A 21,898-nucleotide genomic window follows, 5' to 3' on the forward strand; every position below is an offset into this window, starting at 1 on the left:
AGCGCGGGCGCTCCGAGAACCGGCTCCCCCGCTCGGCGGGAGGTCACCCGGATACGCGCGTCGGCGAACCGGGTGCATGCCCCGCTGCGGCGCTGCTGCTCACCGCGCCGGATCGAGGCGGCCGGGATCCGATGCCGCAACCGGACAATGCGCTCGAGAGCTGGACTAGCATTCCGCTCAGAGTCGTACCGGCCCGGCCGGAGCAGTTCCCGAGGAAGTGGTGAGCACCGTGACCCCTACCGGCACCGCCCGCCCGGCCACCGGTTCCGTCACGGTACGCGCGCTCACCCTCCTCGAGGCGTTCACCCGTGCGCAGCCCAGCCTGACCCTGAGCGAGATCTCCCGGCGCACGGGTCTGCCGCTCACCACAGTGCACCGGCTGGCCGGGGACCTCACGGAATGGGGCGCGCTGGAGCGCGACTCGTCCGGCCGCTTCAGCGTCGGGCTCCGGCTGTGGCAGGTCGCGGCCCTCGCACCCCGGGGTGCGCTGCTGCGCGAGCTGGCACTGCCGGTGATGGAAGACCTGTCGCAGATCACCCAGGAGAACGTGCAGCTCGGCGTGCGCGAGGGCACCGAGGTGGTGTTCGTCGAACGGCTGGGCGGTCAGCGAGCGGTCAAGACCCTCACCCGCGTCGGCAGTCCCTTTCCCATCCACGCGTCCGGCCTGGGACTCGTGCTGCTCGCGTTCGCGCCGCGCGCCGTTCAGGAGGAGGTGCTGGCACGGCCACTGGAACGGTTCACCGAACGCACCCTCACCTCACCGGACGAGCTGCGCCGGGTTCTGGCCGAGGTGCGCCGCTCCGAGATCGCGGTGAGCGACCGCCAGGTGACGATGGAGGCAGTCTCGGTGGCCGCACCGATCTTCGAGCGGCCCGGAATCGCCGTCGCGGCACTGTCGATCGTCGCCGCCGCCGACACCGCGCAGGTCACCGCGTTGTCCCAGCTTGTCCGCGCCGCGGCGCGTGCGATCGGCCGCTCCCTGCGACCCGGCGGATTGACGAGTAGCGATGGCTGAACCCGCCCGCACCGTGCCGCGGTTGCTGTTCGACCGGATCGCCCGCACGCCCCACGCGGAGGCGTTCCGGCATCCCGCGGGTGGCGACTGGTCGAGCGTGTCGTGGACCGAGGTGGGCAGCCGGGTCACTGCGCTGGCCGCCGGGTTGATCGGCCGGGGCATCGCCCCGGGCACGCACGTCGCCGTCTGCGCCGCCACCAGCTACGAGTGGATCCTCGCCGACCTGGCGATCGTGTGTGCGGGAGCGGTCACCGTGCCGATCTACCCCGCGACCCCGCCGGCGGACGTGGCGGCGCTGCTGCGGCACTCGGGCAGCGTGCTGACGTTCACGGACCGGCCGCTGCCCGCCACGCCGGTGCTGTACCTGAATCGGCTCGGCGAACTCGAGGACGAGGGCCGGCGCCTCCTGGCTGCCGACTCCGGAGCGGTGGCGGCCCGCATCGCGGGCGTGACGCCCGACCACCTGGCCACCCTGATCTACACCTCCAGTTCCGACGGCACCGCCAAGGGTGCATGCCTGTCACACGCTGCCGTCGCCTACGAAGCCCGGGCCATGGCCCACCTGGGGATGCTCACGCCCTCGGACCGGCAACTGCTCTGGCTGCCGCTCTCCCACGTCTTCGGGCGCGCGTTGCTGTTCGTGGGCGTGCATCTGGGGGTGCCGACGTTCGTCGACGGCCGTGCCGACCGGGTCGTGCAGCACCTCGTCGAGGTCAGGCCGACCTTCCTCGGATCCGTTCCGCATGTACTGGGCAAGATCCGCGACGGCGTCGAGTCCGGCGCCGCGGATCTGGGTCGACTGCGGTTCGTACTGTCCGGGTCGGCCCGGCTCGCCCGCCCATTGGCCGAGTGGTTCGAAGGGGCCGGTGTGCCGGCCCTCGAGGGCTACGGCATCACCGAGACGGCGGGGCCGTCCTGCGTCAACCGCCCGGACAGCCGGCGTCTCGGCTCCGTGGGCCGGCCCCTGCCCGGCACGCAGGTGCGTATCGCCCCCGACGGAGAACTGCTCGTGCGCAGCCCCGCGGTGATGGCCGGGTACCACGACGATCTCGAACGCACCGCGGCCGCCGTCGACCGCAACGGCTGGTTCCATACCGGCGATCGCGGCGCCGTCGACGACGACGGATTCGTCACACTGCGGGGCCGCAAGAAAGAGGTGTTCAAGACCTCGACCGGCAAGTACGTCGCGCCGGCTGCCCTCGCACGCCGGTTCCGGGCACTGCTCCCCGACGCGGACCTGGTCGTGGCAGGTGAACTCCGGCCCTACTGCGTAGGACTGATCGTCCCCCAGTCGGACCGGCCGATCCCACCGGCGGAGGCCGCGGCAGCCGTCGACCGGCTCAACGCGGATCTCGGCCGCTGGGAACGGATTCGCCGGTTCATCGTGCTGCCCACACCGCTGCCATCGACGGACGTCGACGCGCACGGGCACCCGCTGCCGGAGCGGGTGCTCGCGCGCTGCGCCGACGTCGTGCAGCGTCTGTACGAGGATTGATCAGGGACGGTAGCCCGGCTCGGTGCTTCCGGCACCCCAGGTGCGATCGGCATCCCAGGTGGACACTGCCCAGATCACCACCACGTCGATCGCGATGATCGCGAGCGACCAGCCCGGGTAGTACGGCAACCACAGGAAGTTCACGATGATCGACAGCGCCGCGATGACGATCGCGGCGACGCGCGCCCACGTCGCGCCCGTGACGAGCGCGAGACCGATCACGGCCACCAGGATGCCCAGGATCAGATGCACCCAGCCCCATGCCGTGACGTCCCAGGAGAACGTGTACTCCTGTCCCACGACGATGATGTCGTCCTTGGCGATCGCGGCGATGCCCTGCAGGAACTGCAGAACACCGACCGTGGCGAGCAGGATGCCGGCCGCGATCGACGTGCCGGCGGCGAAGCCCTGCTTCAGGCCGGAGCCGGTCGCCGGCCCCGAGCCGTGGCGGACAGCGGCGGTGGGACCGCCACCCTCGTGGGCACCACCGGCATGGCGTGCGGACGCACCCGCTGCCGCGGTGGAACCCGAACCGGCAGCCGCACCTGAACCAGCAGTGGCACCTGAACCAGCAGTGGCACCTGAACCAGCAGTGGCACCTGAACCGGCAGTGGCACCCGCACCGGGCGCGGCACCGGCAGAAGAACCCGGGGTAATGTTCGAACCTTCGGACACGACAGCTCACCTCTCCCGTTTTCGAAGCGATCCATCACAGTGTGCGCCGCTACGAGAGAGCATGAAGCAGGTTCCGAGGGGAAAATGTCGGCATTGCCCGGGATACCGGCCCGATCGCAGAATGATCAGGGCGTCCCGGAGAGAGTGGAGCTAAGGGGACTCGAACCCCTGACCCCCACACTGCCAGTGTGGTGCGCTACCAGCTGCGCCATAGCCCCTGAACAAAACCGCACCACCCGAGGTGGGCCTCTCACGACAAGAGGCGAGAGCATTCACTCTCGCCTCGTGTCGTGATGGTGGAGCTAAGGGGACTCGAACCCCTGACCCCCACACTGCCAGTGTGGTGCGCTACCAGCTGCGCCATAGCCCCGTACCTTCACCTGGGATCAACTCCCCGGTGCGAAGAGAAAATTACACCATCGCCGTCGACGACAACAAATCGCCTGGTCAGTGCGGACCGAGGAGGCGACCGGCGAGGCGACGGTGGTCGGTCGTCCGACCACCGTCGCCGCCGCCTCAGCCGAGCTCGGCCACCCAGTTGTCGTTACCGAGGGCGTCGATCACCGTTCCGTCGTGCACCACCGCGGGGGTGCCGGACGCGCCCGTCGCCGCGAGCGCCTGCCGCCCCGCCTCCGCGTCGGCGGCCGCCTGCTCGACACGTGCACCGTCGGCGATGCACTGCGCCGCGTCGTCGGACGCCCCGGCGTCCCGCGCCATCTGTGCCAGCTCGGCATTGGTGAGGTCGCTCTCGCCCCGCTCGGCGGGCTGGTTCTCCGGCGAGAGCAGCGCCGCATGGAACGCGGAGAACGCCGTCGCGTCCCCGCTCTGCGCAACGCACTGACCGGCCGCGACCGCGCGGGTCGAGTAGTCGCCGCTCGCGGAGAGCTGATCGAGGAACGCGAGCATGTGGTACCGCACAGCGAGGTCGCCGGCGTCGATCGCCTGCGCCAGTTCCTGACCGTGCTTGTGCTCGAGCTCGGCGCAGTACGGGCACAGCGGGTCTTCGAACAGGTCGATCGTGGTCGCGGCGTCGGGGAGACCGAGGAGGACGACCCCGTCGTCCTGCAGCTCCACCTGCACCGCGGCGTTCTGCACCGCCCCGTAGCCCTCGTTGCGCGCCTTACTTCGGTTCGCCTGCCACAGCACGCCCCCGATGACCAGCACCGCGATCACCACGACCGCGATCCCGCCGAGGATGAAGGTGGATTTGCTCGACGTCGGCTCCGGCGTGTACTTGACCGGTTTGACCTTCTTGGCGCTCACGAAATCTGCCCTTCGCTGTCCGGGAATCGATGCGGGATCACTCTGCCATCGCGGGCTGAGTGCGTGCTGAGAGCCTCGCCCGGGAGCCGGGACCGAGCGCGAGCGGACTGCGGGGGAACACCGTCAGCCAGGCGGCCAGGGCGAGGAAGCCGAGGTCTCGTGCGATTTCTCCGGCGTAGTCCCAGCCGTCCACGTCGGCGGCCCCACCGCCCCCGAAGCACCCGCAGTCGATCGACAGCCCGCGCGCCCATACCGACGCGATCACGACGATCAACGTCAGCAGCGCGGCCGCACCCACGACTGCTGCCGCGCGCACCGCGAGCCCGATCAGCAGCAGCAGACCGAGCACGAGCTCGAAGATCGGCAGCCCGGCCGCGACGGGCCGCACGAGGACCTCGGGCAGCAACTGGTACGCGCGGACGGCCACAACGGTCTGAGAGGGATCGACGAACTTGATCCAGCCGGAGATCAGCCACACGGCGGCGAGACCGAGCCGGGCGATCAGGCTGAGCAGGGGAATCCACACCTCATCGACAGTACCGAGGTCGGCGCTCAGCGCTCCGTGGCTTCGGTCACCGCGGGTTCCCGGACAGGCCGCGGCGCCAGCGCCCAGGGCACGGCCACCAGCAGCATGACGGCACCGGTCACGGCGAACGCGGCCCCGTACGACAGTTGCTGCGCCAGGACTCCGGCAGCGACCGGTCCGATCACCGCGCCCACGTCGGCGGTCATCTGGAAAGTCGCCAGCACCGGGCCGCCGCGCGCCTTGCTGCCGACCACGTCGGCGACGGACGCCTGCTGGGCCGGGTTCATCAGGCCCGACCCGACGCCGGCCAGCAACGAGGTCGCGAAGAACAGCGCGAGGTTCGTGGTCAGGCCCATCGCGATGGTGCTGGTCCCGCACACCACGAGCCCCAGCAGGACGAACGGGCGGCGGCCGAACCGGTCGGACAACCGCCCGGAGACCATCAGGACCAGGGCGTTGCCCACGGCGAACACCGTCAGCGCCACTCCGGCCAGGCCGGCGTCGCGTCCGAGCACCTCCACCACGAACAGCGGCACCATTGCCACCCGCACGCCGAAGACGACCCAGCCGTTGGCGAAGTTCGATCCGAGCGCGGCCCGGTACACCGGCGACCGCAGAGCCTCCCGCAACCGCATCGCCGGCATGCTGCCGCCCGAGTCCGGTGCGGCGAGTGCGGAGTGCCGCAGGCTCACGAACACGACGGCCGCGGCGACGAGGAGGGCCACCGCGTAGATCAGGAACGGTGCCCGCAACCCCAGACCTACCAGGGCGCCACCGACGAGCGGGCCGCCGATGTTGCCGAGCAGGAAGCTCGTCGCGTAGAGCCCCGACACCCGGCCCCGCGCGTTCGGCGGGGAGATGCGGATCAGCAATCCGAGCGCCGAGACGGTGAACATGGTGGAGCCGATCCCGCCGAGCGCCCGGAACAGCAGCAGCTGCCAGTAGTCCGTCGCGAAGGCGCAGGCGCCGGTCGACAGCGCCACGATGAGCACACCGGCGGTGTACACCGGCCGCTCTCCCAGCCGCTGCACGAGATTCCCGCTGGCGGGGGCGAACAACAGCCGCATGGCCGCGAACGCGGAGATCACGACGGATGCCGCGGTGACCCCCACCCCGAAACTGCGTGCGAACTGCGGCAGTGCGGGCGCGACGAGACCGAAGCCGAGGGCGATGACGAAGGCCGCGCTGACCAGGACCCAGATCTCCCGCGGCAAGGCGGCGTCGCGTGTTCGCATGATGGGCCCGATGTTAGCGACGCGCACGATCGGTCCGGCAGGCGCGTCCCGCCGGTGCGGACTCAGCCGAGAACGTGGGACACCAGGTCGCGCGCCGCGTCCTGGACCTGCGCGAGATGGTCTGGACCGAGGAACGATTCGGCGTAGATCTTGTACACGTCCTCGGTGCCTGACGGCCGGGCCGCGAACCACGCGTTCTCCGTGGTGACCTTCAGTCCGCCGATCGAGGCGCCGTTGCCCGGCGCGGCGGTGAGGGTCGCGGTGATGGGCTCGCCGGCCAGTTCGGTGGCGTCGACCTGTTCGGGTGCGAGCTTCGCCAGCACGGCCTTCTGCTCACGCGTGGCGGGCGCGTCGACCCGGGCGTACGACGGGTCGCCGTAGCGTTCGGCGAGTTCGGCGTAGCGCCGGGAGGGGGTCGTGCCGGTCACGGCAGTGATCTCGGACGCGAGCAGGGCCAGCAGGATGCCGTCCTTGTCGGTCGTCCACACGGAGCCGTCGCGCCGCAGGAACGATGCGCCGGCGCTCTCCTCCCCGCCGAATCCGAGGGTGCCGTCGAGTAGACCGGGAACGAACCACTTGAAGCCCACCGGAACTTCGAGCAGGCCCCGGCCCAGGCCCGCGGCCACCCGGTCGATCATCGACGAGCTCACGAGGGTCTTGCCGACCTTCGCCTCGGCGGACCATCCGGACCTGTGCCGGTACAGGTAGTCGATGGCGACGGCGAGGTAGTGGTTCGGGTTCATCAGCCCCCCGTCGGGGGTGACGATGCCGTGCCGGTCGGCGTCGGCGTCGTTGCCGGTGGCCAGGTCGTAGCGGTCGCGGGTGCCGATCAGCGACGCCATCGCGTTGGGCGACGAGCAGTCCATCCGGATCTTGCCGTCGGTGTCGAGGGTCATGAACCGCCACGTGGCGTCGACGAGCGGATTGACGACGGTCAGGTCGAGCCGGTGCCGCTCGGCGATCTCGCCCCAGTAGTCGACGCTCGCGCCGCCGAGGGGATCGGCACCGATGCGCAACCCCGCCTCGCGGACGGCGTCGAGGTCCAGGACGTTCGGCAGGTCGTCGATGTAGGCGGCGAGGAAGTCGTGCCGGCCGGCGTCGGCGAGCGCCCGGACGACGGGAACCCGGCGCACCCCGTCCAGTCCCGCGGCGAGCAGTTCGTTGGCGCGCGCCGCGATCACCGACGTCGCGTCCGTGTCGGCCGGCCCACCGTGCGGCGGGTTGTACTTGAATCCGCCGTCGCGGGGCGGGTTGTGCGACGGGGTGACGACGATCCCGTCGGCGCGGACCCCGGATCCGGCGGCGTTGTGCCGCAGGATCGCGTGACTCACGGCCGGGGTGGGTGTGTAGCGGTCGCGGGCGTCGACGACCACATCGACGCCGTTGGCGGCGAGCACCTCGAGCGCGCTCGTCCATGCCGGTTCCGACAGCGCGTGGGTGTCGCGGCCGAGGAACAGCGGCCCGGTGATCTGCTGCGCCGCCCGGTATTCGACGATCGCCTGAGTGGTGGCGAGGATGTGCTGCTCGTTGAAGGCGCCGTCGAGGCTCGATCCGCGGTGACCCGAGGTGCCGAAGGCAACCTGCTGCAGCGGATCCTGCGGGTCCGGCGTCACCGTGTAGTACGCGGTGACCAGGTGCGCGAGATCCTCCAGATCCGCGGCTGCCGCCGGTTGTCCCGCTCGTTCGTGCGCCATGTGACCTCCTCGTCCACCCGACCCTGCCCTGCTCATCTTGCCCGGCCGGCGTGCACCGCGCGCGCCGATCGTCGGCGGTCAGGACGTGAGGGCGAACCCGGCCCAGGCCGCGGCCGTACCGGCCAGCACGCTCACCACCGCATATGCCGTCGCCGTGACCGGGCGGCGCACGCGTACGAGACCGACCGATTCGACGGCGAACGTCGAATAGGTGGTCAGGCCGCCGCAGAATCCGGTGCCGAGCAGCGCGAACGTTGCCGGTGCCAGCGCGGCGCCGGACAGCAGGCCCAGCAGCAGGCAGCCGAGGACGTTGACCGTCAGGGTCGCCACCGGAACGCTGCGAAAGGAGCGGACGTGCCGGCCCGCGAGGTAGCGCAGGACCGCGCCGGCACCGCCGCCGACGGCGACGAGCAGGACGGTCATCGGGTCGCCGACCGGTGCCGCCACGCCTCACCGGCGGCCATACCGAGGCGTGCCGCCGTGAGTGCCCCGACGAGGGTCACGGTCACGTAGACGGCGGCGGTCGCGGGGTGGCGGACGGCGTCGACGGCGAACGTGGAGAAGGTGGTGTAGCCGCCGAGTACCCCGACACCGAGGAACAGGCGCCACAGCCGATCGGGACCGAGCAGAGCGGCGACGAGACCGAGCAGCAGCGAACCGGCGACGTTGACCGCCGCGATCGTCCAGATGCCGGGGAACTGCACGGCCAGTGCGTACCGGGCCACGGCGCCCATCGCTCCCCCAGCGGCGACCACAGCCGTCGGCTTGTACTCCATGCCGGTAACCGTAGAGGTCCGGCGAATGCGAAGGACCCCGGCCGGGTGGCCGGGGTCCTTCGCGTTCCGGTGGAGCTGCCGGGAATCGAACCCGGGTCCTCCGCCGCCTCGCCAGGGCTTCTCCGTGTGCAGTTCGCTATGCCTCTACTTGGATCTCCCGGTCCCGCGAACAAGCCGAGATGACGATCCCAGTCGCTGTTTGCTGTCCCGTCCGGCTCCGCGACCGAGCCGTACGGTGAAGCTCCCTAGTCGATGCCAGGATCCGGGGCGGGAGCACACCCGGTCTGACAGAGACGCGCTCGCTTAGGCAGCGAGGGCGTACTCGCGCTGAGTAGACTCGGCGCTTATTGGTTTGCAGCGACGCTTACGGTGGTCTCTTGCCTGCACCGACACGCTTCCCCTAGCTCAACGTACGCAGTCGAAACCGTTCAGCCCCGTACGTACCTGCGACCTTCACAGGACTACCCACTCTAACGCGCGGACCCCCCTCCGTCATTCCCATTTCCTCCGAGCCGTGAATGACGTGGATCACAGCCGTCAGGCGGCCGCGGTGATCATGCCGACGGCAGTGAGGGCGAGCACCATGCCGGCCATCTGGCCACGCCCGATACGCTCGCCCAGCACGATCATCGCCAGCAGCACGGTCGCCGCCGGGTACAGCGCGCCGATCACGCTGACCAGCGACAGCATCCCGCCCTGGAAGGCGAACATCAGCGCACCGTTGGCGATGACGTCCAGGACCGCGACCGCGACGATGTGCGGATACACCCGCCCCGGCGGCCGGATCAGCTGCCGCATCCCCATGGCCACGGCCCACACCACGAGCGTCGCGGTGAGCCGCGACATGCCGAGGGGCCACAGGCCGGTGCCTTCGGGGACGCGGTGCAGCGCGACGAACATCAGTGCGAACGCGACTCCGGAGCCGACGGTCAGCCACGCCACGTTCGCGGTGAAACGTGGTTGCGCGTCCCCGGCGACACTCTCCTTCGATTCCCTGCTGACCAGCACCACGGCGACGAGGGCGATCGCGATGCCGGCGTAGGCGACCGCCCCGGGCCGCTCCCCCGTCGCGATGCCGACGAGCACCGGGATGCCGGCCACGAGCACGGCGGTGAGCGGGGACACCACAGACATCGGACCTGCGGCGAGCGCGAGGTAGAACCACCAGATCGCGACGCCGCCGGCCACACCGGCCGCCGCGCCCCAGCCGAGCGACCCGGCCGTGACGCCACCGCCGACGAGCGGCGCGACGGCGAGCACCAGTAGCAGCGACAGCGGGTACGACACGAGCACGAACCGCAGCGCGGCCACCTGCCGGGACGCGACTCCGCCGAGGAAGTCGCTCACCCCGTAGCCGACCGCGGCCACCAGGGCGAGCACGATCGCCGTCAGCGCATGCCCTTCACCCGCCGGCCGAGTTCGCGGGTCACCTCGCGCTCGGCGGTGCGACGGGCCAGATCCTGGCGCTTGTCGTAGTCCTGCTTGCCCCGGGCCAGCGCCAACTCGACCTTCACCTTGCCGTCGGAGAAGTACATCGACAGCGGCACCAGGGTCTGGTTGCCCTCGCGGGTCTTGCCTACGAGGTTGTCGATCTCCCGGCGGTGCAGCAGCAGCTTGCGGGTGCGCCGCGGCGCGTGGTTGGTCCACGTCCCGTGCCCGTACTCGGGGATGTGCAACCCGCGCAGCCACACCTCGCCGTCGTCGACGGTGGCGAACGCGTCGACGAGCGAGGCCTTGCCCTCACGCAGGCTCTTGACTTCGGTGCCCAGGAGTGCGACTCCGGCCTCGTACGTGTCCAGAATGGTGTAGTTGTGCCGCGCCTTGCGGTTGGTGGCAATGACCTTGCGGCCCTTTTCCTTCACTTTCGGGCCCCTCCGGTCCTCGATGCGTCCGACAGATCTGTGTACAGCATAGGTAGCGGAGACAACCGGATATTCCCGGCGCACCGGCGGGGAGCTATTCGCGCACGTACAGGCGCAGGGTGACGTAGGCGGTCAACGCCGCCATGCCGACGCCCACCAGCACCAGGATCGGGGAGACCAGCAGGACGTCGCTGTTGGAGATGCGGGCGACGATGTTGGCCTCGTAGACCTCCGAGAGCACCTCGTCGACGAAGGCGCCCTTCGCGGCGAACAACCCGGCGATGGCCAGCGCCGCGCCGATCACGGCCGCCACGACGGCCTCGAGCAGGAACGGCAGCTGGGTGTACCAGCGGGTCGCGCCTACCAGCCGCATGATGCCCACCTCGGTGCGGCGGGTGAACGCGGCGATCTGCACCATGTTCGCGATGAGCAGGATCGCAGCGACCGCCTGGACCGTGGCGATCGCGAACGCGGCGTTGCGCACGCCGCCCAGCACGCTGAACAGCCGCTCGACGAGGTCCTTCTGGTTGAGGACACTGTCGACCCCGGGTCGGACGGCGAACTGGTCCTCGATCACCCCGAACCGGTCGGGGTCGGAGAGCTTGATCTTGAACGAGGCCGGGAAGCTCTCGGGGCTGACGAGTTCGGCGAGTTCCGGCTGGTCCTTGAAGACCCGCTCGGTCGCGTCGGCGACGGCGTCCTCGCGGTTGAGGTACTGCACCGATACCACTGCCGGGGTGTTCTCCAGATCCGAGCGCAGGGTTCGGCAGATGTCCTGCTCGCAGTCCGGGTCCAGGGTCGAGATGTCCTCGGTGAGGAACAGCTGCACCTCGACCCGGTCGAGGAAGATCTGCTGGGTCTTGTCCGCCATCTGCACGACGAGCAGGCCCGCGCCGAACAAGCCGAGGGAGATCGCGGTGGTCAGGATCATCGCGACGGTCATGGTCAGGTTGCGGCGCAGGCCGGTGACGACCTCGCTCAGGATGAAGCTGGCACGCATGGAGTGTCGAAGTCCTTCGGTTGCCGGAGGGGCGAGTGCGATGGAGCGGGAGCGGTCAGCGGCCGACGCCGTAGACGCCGCGCGCCTCGTCGCGCACGACCCGTCCGAGGTCGAGCTCGACCACCCGGCGCCGCATCGAGTCGACGATGTGATGGTCGTGAGTGGCCATCAGCACGGTGGTTCCCGTGCGGTTGATGCGTTCGAGCAGCATCATGATGTCCTGGCTGGTGTCCGGGTCGAGGTTGCCGGTCGGCTCGTCGGCCATGAGCACGAGGGGCCGGTTCACGAACGCCCGCGCGATCGCGACGCGCTGCTGTTCGCCGCCGGACAGCTCGGTGGGCAGGCGGTCCGCCTTACCGGACAGGCCGACGAGGTCGAGCACGTCGGGCACAGTGCGGGCGATGACCGACCGCGGCTTGCCGATCACCTCGAGCGCGAACGCGACGTTCTCGGCCACCGTCTTGCGCTGCAGCAGCCGGAAGTCCTGGAACACGCAGCCGAGGTTCTGCCGCAGCCGTGGCACCCGCCGGGCCGAGAGCCGGTTGACGTGGAAGTCCGCCACGTGGATGTCACCCGACGTGGGGGTGTCCTCGCGGAGGAGCAGCCGCAGGAAGGTCGACTTCCCGGAACCGGACGGCCCGATGAGGAAGACGAACTCGCCCTTGTCGATCTCGACGCTCACCTTGTCGAGAGCCGGCCGGGTCGACGTCTTGTACGACTTGGACACATTCTCCAGGCGGATCACGCCGCCATGCTAGCCGTTATCGGACGGTGACCTAAGGAACCGACTCGCCGGTAGGTTCGGTGGGGGACGAATTGCCGAGACCGGGAATCGGGATCTCGGGCAACCGCAGGCCGGGCTGGGTCGTCGTGGTCGTCGGGGCCGGGGCACCGGGCACCGCCTCCGAGCCGCGTCCGCCCGGCGTCGATCCCGGGCCCGTCGGCGTCGGGCCGGTCGTCGTCGGAGTCGGTTCGGTGGTAGTGGGGGCGGTGGTGGTCGGCACGGGCTCGACCGGGGTGGGCTCGACCGTCGTGGGCTCCGGCACGTACGGCACGTACGGCACGTCGCTGACGACGACCGCTCCCGGCGGCGCCGCCGCGCTCTGCTCGTCCTCCGGATTCAAGTACACGTACAGCAACCACAGGCCGACCCAGAGCAGGCACAGGGACAACGTGGTGGTGCGCACCCGGCCGCCGAGAACGTGGTCCGGGATGTGGAATCGGCGTCGCTCGCTCACTGCACCGCCTCGATGCCGTGGATGGGAGTGGAGGTGTCGAGCTGGGGGTTGACGGTCATCCCCCGGCGGCGCAGCGCCAGCGCGACCCGCACCCGGAGTTCGCGGCCCACCTGGAACTGCTTGCCGGGCAGGGTCCGGGCCACCATGCGGACGCTGACCTGGTCGACCTCGAGGCTCTCGACACCCATCACGGTCGGCTCGTCGAGCAACAGTTCGTTGAGCTTCTCGTCCTCGAACGCCGCGACGCCGACCTCGTGCAGGATGTCGTTGACCTCGGCGATGTCCGCGGTGACCGGGATCGGCACGTCGACGACGGCACGGGCCCAGTCCTTGGACAGGTTGACGGCCTTGTTGATCTGCCCGTTGGGCACGGTGATGACCTCGCCGGCGGCGTTGCGCAGTTTCGTCACTCGCAGGGTGACGTCCTCGACCGTGCCGACCGCGTCGGCGGAGGCACCGGTGACCGAGATCTGGACGGTGTCACCGAACCCGTACTGCCGCTCGGTGATGATGAAGAATCCGGCGAGGATGTCCTGGACGATGCGCTGGGCGCCGAAGCCGAGCGCGGCACCGAGCACCGTGGCCGGCGCCACGAGGCTGCCGATGGGTAGCGCCAGGTAGTCGAAGACCTTCAGGGTCGCGATGATGTAGACGAACGTGATCACCACCCACGTGATCACCTGCGCCACCGAGTGGCGGTGCTTGGTGACTTCCGAACGCACCAGAGCGTCGGACTGCTGGTAGGTCTCGTCGATCCGCCGTGTGATCCGGCCACCGACCCAGCTCACGAATCGCGCGACGAGCGCGGCGCCGAGCACGGTGAGCGCGATCTGCAGACCGCTGCTCGACAGCCAGTCGAGAATCCTGCTACCGGGAAACAGGGGTCGATCCTCCGTGTCGCTGGTTCTGGTCTACTGGTTCTGCTTCTGGTTCTCGCGCATGCGCCACCGGATGCCCTCTTCGAGGAACCCGTCGATCTCGCCGTCGAGGACGGCCGCCGGGTTGTTCACCTCGTGCTCGGTGCGCAGGTCCTTGACCATCTGATAGGGGTGCAGGACGTAGGAGCGCATCTGGTTGCCCCAGGAGCTCCCGCCGTCGCCCTTGAGGGCGTCCATCTCCGCGCGCTCCTCCTGCCGCTTGCGTTCGAGCAGCTTGGCCTGCAGCACGCGCATCGCCGAGACCTTGTTCTGCAGCTGCGACTTCTCGTTCTGGCAGGTGACGACGATCCCCGTGGGGATGTGGGTCAGGCGCACCGCGGAGTCGGTGGTGTTGACGGACTGCCCACCCGGGCCGGACGAGCGGTACACGTCGACGCGGATGTCGTTCTCGTCGACGTCGATGTGGTCGGTCGTCTCGACGACCGGCAGCACCTCGACCTCGGCGAACGACGTCTGGCGCCGGCCCTGGTTGTCGAAGGGGCTGATGCGCACGAGTCGGTGGGTGCCCATCTCGACCGAGAGGGTGCCGTACGTGTAGGGCGCCTTGATCGCGAAGGTCGCGGACTTGATGCCCGCCTCCTCCGCATACGAGGTGTCGTAGACCTCCACCGGGTAGCCGTGCTTGTCGGCCCATCGGATGTACATGCGCATGAGCATCTCGGCCCAGTCGGCAGCGTCGACGCCGCCGGCGCCGGCGCGGATGTTGACCAGCGCGTCGCGCTGGTCGTACTCGCCGGAGAGCAGGGTGCGCACTTCCATCGCCTCGATGTCGGTGCGCAGGGCGGCGCGCTCGGTGTCGGCGTCGGCCAGCGCGGTGGTGCGGTCCTCCCCCTCCTCGCCCTCGGCGAGTTCGTAGAGGACCGGCAGGTCGTCGAGTCGCGAGCGCAGCTCCTCGACACGCCGCAGTTCGCCCTGGGCGTGCGAGAGCTGGCTGGTGACCTGTTGCGCGTGCTCCTGGTCGTTCCACAACTCCGGGTCGGCGGCCTGGTGCTCGAGCTCGTCGATGCGCCGGCGCAGCTCGTCCACGTCGAGGACCGCCTCGACGGTCTCGAGGGTGGTCGCCAGTTCGGCCAGGTCTGCGGAAACATCGGGATGCACGATTCTCAAGGCTACCGGGTGTGCGGCGCGACCTCGCCACCGCTCGGGGCCGGGTGGGCTCTGGACTAGCGTCTGGGGCATGAGCACCGACTTCTCGGCCGATCTGGATCTCGCCCTGCGCCTCGCCGACGAGGCGGACGCCATCACCCGCACCCGGTTCGGCGCCCTCGATCTGACCGTCACCGACAAGCCGGACCTGACCCCGGTATCGGATGCGGATCTCGGCGTCGAACGCGCCGTGCGCGGCACCCTCGGCGCCGAGCGCCCGGGGGACGCGATCCTCGGCGAGGAGTTCGGCGGCGACGCCGTGTTCACCGGCCGCCAGTGGGTGGTCGATCCCATCGACGGGACCAAGAACTTCGTGCGCGGTGTGCCGGTGTGGGCCAGCCTGATCGCCCTGCTCGACGACGGTGTGCCGGTGGTGGGCGTGGTGAGCGCCCCGGCTCTGAACCGCCGCTGGTGGGCCGCGGCCGGCGCGGGGGCGTGGCTGGCTTACGACGGCGCGCAGCCTCGTCGGCTCACGGTCTCGCAGGTCGCCGAGCTGTCCGCCGCGTCGCTGAGTTTCTCGAGCCTGTCGGGCTGGCGCGACCGCGGCCGGCGCGACGAATTCGTCGCGCTCACCGACGAGGTGTGGCGGGTACGGGCCTACGGCGACTTCTACTCGTACTGCCTGCTGGCCGAGGGTGCGGTGGACATCGCCTTGGAGCCCGAGGTGTCCCTGTGGGACCTGGCTGCGCTGGACGTGCTGGTCCGGGAGGCGGGGGGCCGGTTCACGAATCTCGACGGCGCGACGGGCCCGCACGGTGGCAGCGCGGTCGCCACCAACGGAGCACTGCACGACGGTGTGCTCACCCGCCTGCGGCAAGCCCGGTAGAGCACTCACCACCAACTTACTCGATAGTAGACAGCAATCTTACTCCGCAGTAAGATTGGGACTGTCCGTCCCCACATCGAGAAACGTCTGGTGATCATGAGCAAGCAAGACAGTGTGGCCCGGAACACCCCCCGCGACACGTCCGCCGTGGGCCTGAACCCCCTCCGGCGGGACGCCATGGGCGCGGCGATGCGGGTGCTCACCCGGATCACCGGTTCGGAACTCGCGGACCGGTACAACCTCCGGCAGGCCATCGACCGGGTGACCTACCAGTCCACCAAGACCGGCTTCAAGACGCTCGGCGCCGCCACCCGCACCTTCAAGAAGGTCACCGGCGGATCCGGCGCACCGCAGCGCCTCGACACCGCCGTCCGCACCGACCTGTTCGACCTGACCCCCACCGACGATCAGCAGATGATCGTCGAGACCGTCCGCGAGTTCGCCGCCGAGATCCTGCGGCCCGCCGCGCACGACGCGGACGAGGCAGCCGCCGCCCCCGCCGACCTTCTCGCCCGGGCCGCCGAACTCGGCATCACCCTCGTCAACGTGCCCGAGGCGTTCGAGGGAGTCGCCACCGAGCGCGGCGCCGTCACCAACACGCTCGTCGCCGAGGCACTCGCTCACGGCGACATGGGGCTGGCCCTGCCGATCCTCGCGCCGAGCGGCGTCGCGGTCGCCCTCGCCCAGTGGGGCACCGAGGAGCAGCAACGGACGTACCTGCCCGCGTTCGCCGGTGACGACGTCCCGCAGGCCTGCGTCGTGATCACCGAGCCGCGGGCGCTGTTCGACCCGTTCGCGCTGCAGACCAAGGCGGTGCGCTCCCCCAGCGGCTACCGGCTGAACGGTGTCAAGTGCCTGGTGCCGGCCGCGGGCAGCGCCGAGCTGTTCGTCGTCGCCGCCGAACTCGACGGAAAGCCGTCGCTGTTCCTGGTCGAGTCCGACAGCAAGGGCGTCGTGATCGAGGCCGACCCGTCGATGGGGCTGCGCGCCGCCGGGCTCGGCCGGCTGCACCTGACCGACGTCGCCGTCCCGCAGAGCGCCCTCCTCGGCGACGCCGACGCCGATGTGCGCGCCGAGCAGTACGCGGACGCCGTGCGCCTCGCCCGGCTCGGCTGGTCCGCCCTCGCCGCGGGCACCGGGCAGGCCGTGCTCGACTACGTCGTCCCCTACGTCAACGAACGGCAGGCGTTCGGCGAACCGGTCAGCCATCGGCAGGCCGTCGCCTTCATGGTCGCGAACATCAAGATCGAGCTCGACGGGATCAGGCTGGTCACGCTGCGCGGCGCGGCCCGGGCCGAGCAGGGCCTGTCCTTCGCCCGCGAGGCAGCGCTGGCCCGCAAGCTCGCCACCGACAAGGGCATGCAGATCGGCCTCGACGGCGTCCAGTTGCTCGGCGGCCACGGCTTCACCAAGGAACACCCTGTCGAACGCTGGTACCGCGACCTGCGCGCCGTGGGCGTCGCCGAGGGCGTCGTCCTCGTCTGAACCGCCCGACCCGGCAGCGTCCCCTCACATTTAGGAACACGCGATGATCAATCTCGAACTTCCCAAGAGGCTCAAGGCGTCGGCGAACCAGGCCCACCAGGTCGCCGCGCAGATCTTCCGTCCCGTCTCCCGCAAGTACGACCTCGCCGAGCACGTCTACCCGGTCGAGCTGGACACGATGGCGGCAATGGTCGAGGGCCTCAACGACTCCGGTCAGGGCGCCTCGGGCGCGGCGCTCGGCCGCGGCGACGAGCCGAAGAAGCAGACCGGCAACGTCAACGGCGGCAACATGGCGTCGCTGCTCAACGTGATCGAAACCTGTTGGGGCGACGTGGGTCTGACTCTCTCGATCCCCTACCAGGGCCTCGGCAACTCGGCGATCGCCGCCGTCGCCACCGACGAGCAGCTCGAGCGCTTCGGCAAGGTGTGGGCGTCGATGGCCATCACCGAGCCGAGCTTCGGCTCCGACTCCGCCGCCGTGACCACCACCGCCGTCCTCGACGGCGACGAGTGGGTCCTCAACGGTGAGAAGATCTTCGTCACCGCCGGCGAGCGCTCGACCCACGTGGTCGTGTGGGCGAGCGTCGACAGGTCGAAGGGACGCGCGGCGATCAAGTCGTTCGTCGTCCCACGGGACGCCCCCGGCCTGAGCGTGGCCCGCCTCGAACACAAGCTCGGCATCAAGGCCTCCGACACGGCCGTGCTGGTGCTCGACAACTGCCGGATTCCGAGGGACAACCTGCTCGGCAGCCCCGAGGTGAACGTCGAGAAGGGGTTCGCGGGGGTCATGCAGACCTTCGACAACACCCGTCCGATCGTCGCCGGTATGGCCGTCGGCGTCGCCCGCGCGGCGCTCGAGGAACTGCGCGGCATCCTCGCCGAGGCCGGCGTCGAAGTGTCCTACGACGTCCCGGCCTGCAACCAGCACGCAGCGGCCGCCGAGTTCCTCGCGCTCGAGGCCGACTGGGAGGCGGCCTACCTGCAGGCGCTGCGGGCCGCGTGGATGGCCGACAACAAGCAGCCGAACTCGCTCGAGGCGTCGATCTCCAAGGCCAAGGCCGGCCGCACCGGCACCGCGGTCACCCTCAAGGCCGTCGAGCTGGCGGGCACCTACGGCTACTCCGAACGTCCGCTGCTCGAGAAGTGGGCGCGCGACTCGAAGATTCTCGACATCTTCGAGGGCACGCAGCAGATCCAGCAGCTCATCATTGCGCGACGGTTGCTGGGCCTGTCGAGCGCCGAACTGAAGTAGCCGGTCACAGACCACTTCTCCGAGGGGTCGGGCCCCCGCCGTACTCACCGACGGCGGGGGTCCTCTCGCGCTCCGGCCGGCCGCTATACGCGCGAGCCGGCGGGATCGTCCTCACGCGCGCGGAGGAGTTCGTTGCGGAGGGCGACCACCTCGGCCGTCAGCGCGGTGACCTGCGCCCGAGTCGCCGCCTGGCTCGCCTCGTCCTGCTCTCCCACCCGCTCGACCAGCCAGGACGCGAGCGTGGCCGTCACGACACCGAGCAGGGCGATACCCGCGATCATCAGGGCGGCCGCGATCAGTCGTCCGGTCGCCGTGACGGGGGCGAAATCGCCGTAGCCGACCGTGGTGACCGTGACCGCCGACCACCGCAATGCATCGGGATACGTCGTGATCGTCGCGTCCGGGGCGGTCCGCTCGGCGTCGAGCATGGCGAGCGAGGACACGATCAGGAGGAGCGCCGTCGAACCGGACGCATAGACGATCACCCTTCCGCGTAGGGCCGTACCGACCGAACGGTGCACGACCCCGAGCAGAGTGACCAGCCGCAGCAGGCGCAGCGGCCGCAACATGGGATCCTCCCATCACCGTCGCTCGGGCCGGGATCACTTCCCGTCCCGGGCAGCCCGAGAATTCGGACGAATGTCCATCTCTGTGAAGTGCATCACCACTAGGGTTGCGGTGACGAATCCGGCACGAGCTCGAAGGGGACAGCATGCCCGGGCAGGACCTCAAGGACAAGATCACCGCTGCCGTCGGGGAGGTGACCGACACGCTGGGCGCCGTGCGGGTACTCGCCCGCTCCGGACTGCTGCACTTTCCCCGGGTCGACCACGGAATCGGCACCCTCGTCGCGGTGAGCCGCTACGGCCCGTTCGCCGGACCGGTACATGCCCACGCCGCGCGCGGCTACGACGCCGTCGCCCTCGTCGACGAGCGTGGCCGGCTGAGCTACCAGGAACTCGAGGGGCAGTCGAATGCGCTCGTACGGGCACTGCAGGCCGACGGGGTCGCGGCGGGCGACGTGATGGGCCTGATGGCCCGCAACCACCGTGGACTCGTTCTCACCATGCTTGCGGCCGCCAAGCTCGGCGCGAAGCTGGTCATGATGAATACCGGGTTTGCTCCGCGCCAGCTCGCGGACGTCGCGGAGCGTGAAGGAGTCGGTACGTTCGTCTACGACGCCGAGTTCGCGGCGGTGGCCGAAGCCCTGCCGCCGGATGTGCGCACGTACAGCTCGTGGCTCGAGGGCGAGGAGCCGGGACCACCCGGGATCGAGTCCGTGCTCGCACAGTTCGACCGGTCCACTGTTCCCGCACCGAGCACGCTCGGCGGTTTCGTGCTGCTCACCAGCGGCACGACCGGCACCCCGAAGGGTGCCCCGCGCGAGCGCACGTCGCCGCTCGCCTCGGCGCAGTTCCTGGACCGGGTACCGCTACGGCCGGGACAGACGATGCTGATGGCGGCGCCGGCGTTCCACGGGACCGGAATCTCGCAGTTCGGACTCGCCCTGGCGCTGGGTCAGACGGTGGTGTTGGAGCGGCGGTTCGATCCGCTCGAAACGGTTCGCCTGATCGAACGGCACCGGGCGAACGTGCTCGTCGTCGTACCGACGATGCTGCAGCGGATTCTGGACCTGGGGGGCGAAGCGATCGGCCGGTTCGACACGTCGAGCCTGCAGATCATCTTCTCCGCCGGCTCGGCGCTGTCGCCGGACGTGTGCCGGCGCACCCGCGAGTACTTCGGCGACGTCCTGCACAACCTGTACGGATCGACCGAATGCGCAGTGGCCACCGTCGCCACACCCGAGGACATCCGCCGGGCGCCGGGTACGGCCGGACGGCCGCCTGTGACGTGCCGGGTGGAGTTGTACGACGAGGAAGGCAACCGCATCACGGCACCCGGCAAGGTGGGCCGGATCTTCGTCGCGAGCGGGCTGAGCTTCGACGGTTACACGGACGGCCGGGACAAGGAGCGGATCAACGGTCTGCTCTCGACAGGCGACGTCGGGCACTTCGACGAGGCGGGACTGCTGTTCGTCGACGGCCGGGACGACGACATGATCGTGTCCGGTGGCGAGAACGTGTACCCGCTGGAGGTGGAGAACCTTCTCGTCGAACGGGACGACGTGTTCGATGCCGCGGTGGTCGGGGTGGAGGATCCGGACTTCGGTCACCGGCTGCGCGCCTTCGTTGTGCCGGCCGAAGGCTCCGCGCGCGACGCCGAGGAGATCAAGGAGTACGTCAAGGCGAACCTGGCACGTTACAAGGTTCCGCGTGACGTCGTCTTCCTCGACGAACTGCCGCGCAATGCGACGGGGAAGCTGCTGCGACGCGTACTTGTCGACATGAAGCCCTGATCTCATGCGGAAGGGCCCGGCACCGGATCATCCGGTGCCGGGCCCTTCGGCGTGGTAGCGGGGACAGGATTTGAACCTGCGACCTCTGGGTTATGAGCCCAGCGAGCTACCGAGCTGCTCCACCCCGCGTTGCAGAAACGAAGTTACACGGCGCGGTGAACGGAATGCAAATCGCCTGGGCGAAGGTCTTTTTCGCGCGTCATCGCGTGTCCTGGACCACACTCGTCGCATGATCCCCCTCACATAACGGAGGCATAACGATCGCGTGACGGGTCGGCCGACATGCCGCGACGACCTGCGCAAACGCCGGTCGCTCGTCCCACCTGATGGACACCCGGGGCGTTGTTGCGGCCGGTGGCCCGGGTCGCGACGGCTCGGTACGGTCGGCCGCGGCTCGAAACCACCGAGCCGACGCCGTCCCGCCGCCGCCGAGCTGCCCCGCGGGAGTCGGTACGACGGAACCTTCAGGGGGCAGCGACGCGACCCGGCCGACTGTCCGCACCGCCACGACCGAGCGGTGCCCCGGGTCCGGCGTCGGCGAGCGCGGAGAGGATTCATCCCGCATGACCACTTTCTTCAGCAAGCGCGGCCTCGGCACGGCCTTTGTCACCGGCGCCCTCGTGGCGGTGCCGTTCGGCCTCGCCACCGGTACCGCCTCCGCTGCCCCGCACAACTGGGACGCGGTGGCAGAGTGCGAGAGCGGCGGCAACTGGTCGATCGACACCGGCAACGGCTACTACGGCGGTCTGCAGTTCTCGCAGAGCACCTGGGCAGCCAACGGCGGCACCGGCAGCCCGCACACCGCTTCGAAGGCCGAGCAGATCCGCGTCGCGGAGAACACGCTGCAGACCCAGGGCCCGGGCGCGTGGCCGGTCTGCGGTCAGTACCTGACTACCGAGAGCGAAACCACGCCCGCCCCCGCTCCCGAGGCACCCGCCGCCCCGGCACCCGCAACCCCGGCACCCGAGGCCGCGCCGGTCGACCAAGCCGTGGAGCAGGCACTCGGTATCGCCGGCGAGTTCGCCGCGCAGCACGGCTTCGCTGCGCAGTTCGACCAGGCAGTCGGCATCGCACTGACCGGCCGCTGATTCGTCCGCGAACGACGGGGCCCCGCGC

22 protein-coding genes, 3 tRNA genes and 1 other RNA gene are annotated in these 21,898 nt (G+C 69.9%); 7 read left to right on the forward strand and 19 right to left on the reverse strand.

The features are described 5' to 3' along the window. Positions 1-229: 229 nt before the first annotated feature. A complete protein-coding gene (locus ACM26Y_RS15860) occupies positions 230-1,015 on the forward strand; it encodes an IclR family transcriptional regulator (RefSeq protein ID WP_416063688.1) in 786 nt (261 codons plus the stop codon). Further along, complete coding sequence (locus tag ACM26Y_RS15865) at positions 1,008-2,510, forward strand: AMP-dependent synthetase/ligase (protein WP_416061343.1); 1,503 nt, start codon at positions 1,008-1,010, stop codon at positions 2,508-2,510. Before ACM26Y_RS15860 ends, ACM26Y_RS15865 begins: the two co-directional genes overlap by 8 nt. Here the strand turns inward: ACM26Y_RS15865 and ACM26Y_RS15870 are convergent, their stop codons facing one another. The 17 genes from ACM26Y_RS15870 to prfB form a co-directional block, all read right to left on the reverse strand. Beyond that, positions 2,511-2,927 (reverse strand): hypothetical protein, encoded by a 417-nt coding sequence (locus ACM26Y_RS15870; protein WP_416063689.1) that lies wholly within the window; start codon positions 2,925-2,927, stop codon positions 2,511-2,513. 403 nt (positions 2,928-3,330) lie between these two features. Beyond that, a tRNA-Ala gene (locus ACM26Y_RS15875) sits at positions 3,331-3,403 on the reverse strand. 76 nt (positions 3,404-3,479) lie between these two features. Continuing rightward, positions 3,480-3,555: transfer RNA gene (locus ACM26Y_RS15880), tRNA-Ala, on the reverse strand. A 146-nt stretch (positions 3,556-3,701) separates the two neighbouring features. Further along, complete coding sequence (locus tag ACM26Y_RS15885; RefSeq protein WP_003938115.1) at positions 3,702-4,448, reverse strand: DsbA family protein; 747 nt, start codon at positions 4,446-4,448, stop codon at positions 3,702-3,704. A gap of 37 nt (positions 4,449-4,485) precedes the next feature. Continuing rightward, positions 4,486-4,974 carry a MauE/DoxX family redox-associated membrane protein gene (locus ACM26Y_RS15890; protein ID WP_003938116.1) on the reverse strand — a complete coding sequence of 163 codons (489 nt, stop codon included), beginning with the start codon at positions 4,972-4,974 and terminating at the stop codon, positions 4,486-4,488. Between the two features lie 26 nt (positions 4,975-5,000). After that, entirely contained in the window at positions 5,001-6,209 is a 1,209-nt protein-coding gene (locus tag ACM26Y_RS15895; protein WP_054374280.1) for an MFS transporter, read from the reverse strand. 62 nt (positions 6,210-6,271) lie between these two features. Then, positions 6,272-7,903, reverse strand: a complete 1,632-nt coding sequence (gene pgm / locus ACM26Y_RS15900; protein ID WP_416061344.1) for a phosphoglucomutase (alpha-D-glucose-1,6-bisphosphate-dependent) — start codon at positions 7,901-7,903, stop codon at positions 6,272-6,274. Positions 7,904-7,981: 78 nt separating this feature from the next. Continuing rightward, a complete protein-coding gene (gene crcB / locus ACM26Y_RS15905) occupies positions 7,982-8,326 on the reverse strand; it encodes a fluoride efflux transporter CrcB (RefSeq protein WP_054374313.1) in 345 nt (114 codons plus the stop codon). Beyond that, positions 8,323-8,679 (reverse strand): fluoride efflux transporter FluC, encoded by a 357-nt coding sequence (locus tag ACM26Y_RS15910; RefSeq protein WP_416061345.1) that lies wholly within the window; start codon positions 8,677-8,679, stop codon positions 8,323-8,325. Before ACM26Y_RS15910 ends, crcB begins: the two co-directional genes overlap by 4 nt. Positions 8,680-8,746: 67 nt before the next feature. Then, positions 8,747-9,115: a transfer-messenger RNA gene (gene ssrA, locus ACM26Y_RS15915) on the reverse strand. Between the two features lie 101 nt (positions 9,116-9,216). After that, a complete protein-coding gene (locus ACM26Y_RS15920; protein ID WP_416063690.1) occupies positions 9,217-10,047 on the reverse strand; it encodes an EamA family transporter in 831 nt (276 codons plus the stop codon). Positions 10,048-10,067: 20 nt separating this feature from the next. Then, on the reverse strand, positions 10,068-10,541 hold the full coding sequence (gene smpB, locus ACM26Y_RS15925; protein ID WP_010594668.1) for an SsrA-binding protein SmpB: 474 nt from the start codon (positions 10,539-10,541) through the stop codon (positions 10,068-10,070). A 94-nt stretch (positions 10,542-10,635) separates the two neighbouring features. After that, complete coding sequence (ftsX, locus tag ACM26Y_RS15930) at positions 10,636-11,541, reverse strand: permease-like cell division protein FtsX (RefSeq protein WP_416061346.1); 906 nt, start codon at positions 11,539-11,541, stop codon at positions 10,636-10,638. A gap of 55 nt (positions 11,542-11,596) precedes the next feature. Beyond that, positions 11,597-12,286, reverse strand: a complete 690-nt coding sequence (gene ftsE, locus ACM26Y_RS15935) for a cell division ATP-binding protein FtsE (protein ID WP_054374284.1) — start codon at positions 12,284-12,286, stop codon at positions 11,597-11,599. A gap of 31 nt (positions 12,287-12,317) precedes the next feature. Continuing rightward, entirely contained in the window at positions 12,318-12,779 is a 462-nt protein-coding gene (locus tag ACM26Y_RS15940) for a hypothetical protein (RefSeq protein WP_416061347.1), read from the reverse strand. Continuing rightward, a complete protein-coding gene (locus ACM26Y_RS15945) occupies positions 12,776-13,597 on the reverse strand; it encodes a mechanosensitive ion channel family protein (protein ID WP_238586405.1) in 822 nt (273 codons plus the stop codon). Before ACM26Y_RS15945 ends, ACM26Y_RS15940 begins: the two co-directional genes overlap by 4 nt. Positions 13,598-13,690: 93 nt before the next feature. Further along, on the reverse strand, positions 13,691-14,815 hold the full coding sequence (gene prfB / locus ACM26Y_RS15950) for a peptide chain release factor 2 (RefSeq protein ID WP_416061348.1): 1,125 nt from the start codon (positions 14,813-14,815) through the stop codon (positions 13,691-13,693). A gap of 79 nt (positions 14,816-14,894) precedes the next feature. On the opposite strand from prfB, the gene hisN reads away from it, so the two are divergent. From hisN to ACM26Y_RS15965, 3 genes are all read left to right on the forward strand, one after another. Further along, a complete protein-coding gene (hisN, locus tag ACM26Y_RS15955; protein ID WP_289377632.1) occupies positions 14,895-15,689 on the forward strand; it encodes a histidinol-phosphatase in 795 nt (264 codons plus the stop codon). Positions 15,690-15,779: 90 nt separating this feature from the next. Then, positions 15,780-17,174 (forward strand): acyl-CoA dehydrogenase family protein, encoded by a 1,395-nt coding sequence (locus ACM26Y_RS15960; protein WP_416061349.1) that lies wholly within the window; start codon positions 15,780-15,782, stop codon positions 17,172-17,174. Between the two features lie 43 nt (positions 17,175-17,217). Then, complete coding sequence (locus ACM26Y_RS15965) at positions 17,218-18,426, forward strand: acyl-CoA dehydrogenase family protein (RefSeq protein WP_054374296.1); 1,209 nt, start codon at positions 17,218-17,220, stop codon at positions 18,424-18,426. A gap of 83 nt (positions 18,427-18,509) precedes the next feature. Here the strand turns inward: ACM26Y_RS15965 and ACM26Y_RS15970 are convergent, their stop codons facing one another. Next, the gene (locus tag ACM26Y_RS15970) at positions 18,510-18,995 is read right to left on the reverse strand and encodes a potassium channel family protein (protein WP_416061350.1); all 486 of its coding nucleotides are present in this window, start codon (positions 18,993-18,995) and stop codon (positions 18,510-18,512) included. A gap of 143 nt (positions 18,996-19,138) precedes the next feature. Here ACM26Y_RS15970 and ACM26Y_RS15975 point away from each other — a divergent pair, with 143 nt between their 5' ends. After that, entirely contained in the window at positions 19,139-20,782 is a 1,644-nt protein-coding gene (locus ACM26Y_RS15975; RefSeq protein WP_289377634.1) for an acyl-CoA synthetase, read from the forward strand. Between the two features lie 52 nt (positions 20,783-20,834). Here the strand turns inward: ACM26Y_RS15975 and ACM26Y_RS15980 are convergent. Further along, positions 20,835-20,911 (reverse strand) — tRNA-Met (locus ACM26Y_RS15980). Between the two features lie 434 nt (positions 20,912-21,345). On the opposite strand from ACM26Y_RS15980, the gene ACM26Y_RS15985 reads away from it, so the two are divergent. Continuing rightward, positions 21,346-21,870, forward strand: coding sequence for a transglycosylase family protein (locus ACM26Y_RS15985; RefSeq protein ID WP_416061351.1), 525 nt, complete (start codon positions 21,346-21,348; stop codon positions 21,868-21,870). Positions 21,871-21,898 lie beyond the last annotated feature (28 nt).

This window comes from Rhodococcus indonesiensis (genome assembly GCF_047782815.1).
In the GTDB taxonomy this organism is placed as follows: Bacteria; Actinomycetota; Actinomycetes; order Mycobacteriales; family Mycobacteriaceae; genus Rhodococcus; species Rhodococcus indonesiensis.

Coding starts and splice junctions, on each gene's coding strand:
- ACM26Y_RS15965 (WP_054374296.1), top strand. CDS start 17,218: ATGATCAATCTCGAACTTCCCAAGAGGCTCAAGGCGTCGGCGAACCAG.
- crcB (WP_054374313.1), bottom strand. CDS start 8,326: ATGACCGTCCTGCTCGTCGCCGTCGGCGGCGGTGCCGGCGCGGTCCTG.
- ACM26Y_RS15985 (WP_416061351.1), top strand. CDS start 21,346: ATGACCACTTTCTTCAGCAAGCGCGGCCTCGGCACGGCCTTTGTCACC.
- ftsX (WP_416061346.1), bottom strand. CDS start 11,541: ATGCGTGCCAGCTTCATCCTGAGCGAGGTCGTCACCGGCCTGCGCCGC.
- pgm (WP_416061344.1), bottom strand. CDS start 7,903: ATGGCGCACGAACGAGCGGGACAACCGGCGGCAGCCGCGGATCTGGAG.
- ACM26Y_RS15970 (WP_416061350.1), bottom strand. CDS start 18,995: ATGTTGCGGCCGCTGCGCCTGCTGCGGCTGGTCACTCTGCTCGGGGTC.
- ACM26Y_RS15975 (WP_289377634.1), top strand. CDS start 19,139: ATGCCCGGGCAGGACCTCAAGGACAAGATCACCGCTGCCGTCGGGGAG.
- ACM26Y_RS15910 (WP_416061345.1), bottom strand. CDS start 8,679: ATGGAGTACAAGCCGACGGCTGTGGTCGCCGCTGGGGGAGCGATGGGC.
- hisN (WP_289377632.1), top strand. CDS start 14,895: ATGAGCACCGACTTCTCGGCCGATCTGGATCTCGCCCTGCGCCTCGCC.
- ACM26Y_RS15895 (WP_054374280.1), bottom strand. CDS start 6,209: ATGCGAACACGCGACGCCGCCTTGCCGCGGGAGATCTGGGTCCTGGTC.
- ACM26Y_RS15865 (WP_416061343.1), top strand. CDS start 1,008: ATGGCTGAACCCGCCCGCACCGTGCCGCGGTTGCTGTTCGACCGGATC.